1 protein-coding gene is annotated in these 914 nt (G+C 37.6%); it reads left to right on the top strand.

Going from position 1 to position 914, the window contains the following annotated elements:
* Positions 1-240 precede the first annotated feature (240 nt).
* Positions 241-914 (top strand): hypothetical protein (locus ACFIKQ_RS09025; protein ID WP_375656310.1); only part of this gene is annotated, 674 nt, incomplete at its 3' end.

Raw genomic sequence — 914 nt, 5'->3', positions numbered from 1 at the left:
TCAAGTGCTGAAAACACTTAACGATTAGCGGATAGGTTACGAAACAATCTTTCCAAAGTCTTTAAAATACTGACTGTTTTTTATACGTATTAAAGCGTATAATGATTTTGTCGGGTGTGTCACACCATGCAATACCCTTATGGGAAAAGTGTGACGACGGACTAATCGCCGTGTTTTCAACGCCCGGCGCCTTTATAGCGCGTCAATTGAAAACTTCATTACGATTAGAAAGAATTTAAAATGAAAAATTCTATAATAAAAACTTCCCAAAATACGATTTCCTCTAACATTGCAAATGAAACCGCCCCTGTTAATCAACAAGAGCCTGTAAAAAAATACGAATTTACCAATGAAAAATTCACTTTTGATGGTCTTACTTTACACCGTATACGTGCTCTAAGAGATTTTGATGATATTAAGGCGGGAGACCTCGGCGGTTTTATTGAAAATGAAAGCAACTTATCCCATGATGGCAATTGCTGGGTCTATGATAATGCCGCGGTTCTTTTCAATGCAACTGTTTATGAAAATGCTAAAATTTATAATGACGCGAAAATCTTTAGAGGTGCCAAGGTGTATGGCAATGCTATCGTTAATGGCAAGGCATTGGTTTTTGATACAACCGCTCATATTTATGATAATGCAAAAATTCATGATAACGCTAAGGTCTGTGGGCATGTTTATGGTTATGCCGTAATTAGTGATAACGCTACTATTTCTAATGGTGCCAAGGTTTATGACAATGCCCGTGTCTATGAAAGTGCCTATGTTTGTGGCTATATTTTTGGCAATGCTCGTATATATGGCAAGTCACGGGTTTATGTCTGGGCGCGCGTTTATGATAATGCCCATGTTTTTTGTAATGCTTGGATTAAGGATTATTCAAGTATCTATGGTCATGCCAAGGTTTCTGG

Source organism: Bartonella sp. MR63HLJHH (assembly GCF_042194155.1).
In the GTDB taxonomy this organism is placed as follows: Bacteria; Pseudomonadota; Alphaproteobacteria; order Rhizobiales; family Rhizobiaceae; genus Bartonella; species Bartonella grahamii.
This window is presented reverse-complemented; position numbering and strand designations above follow the sequence as displayed.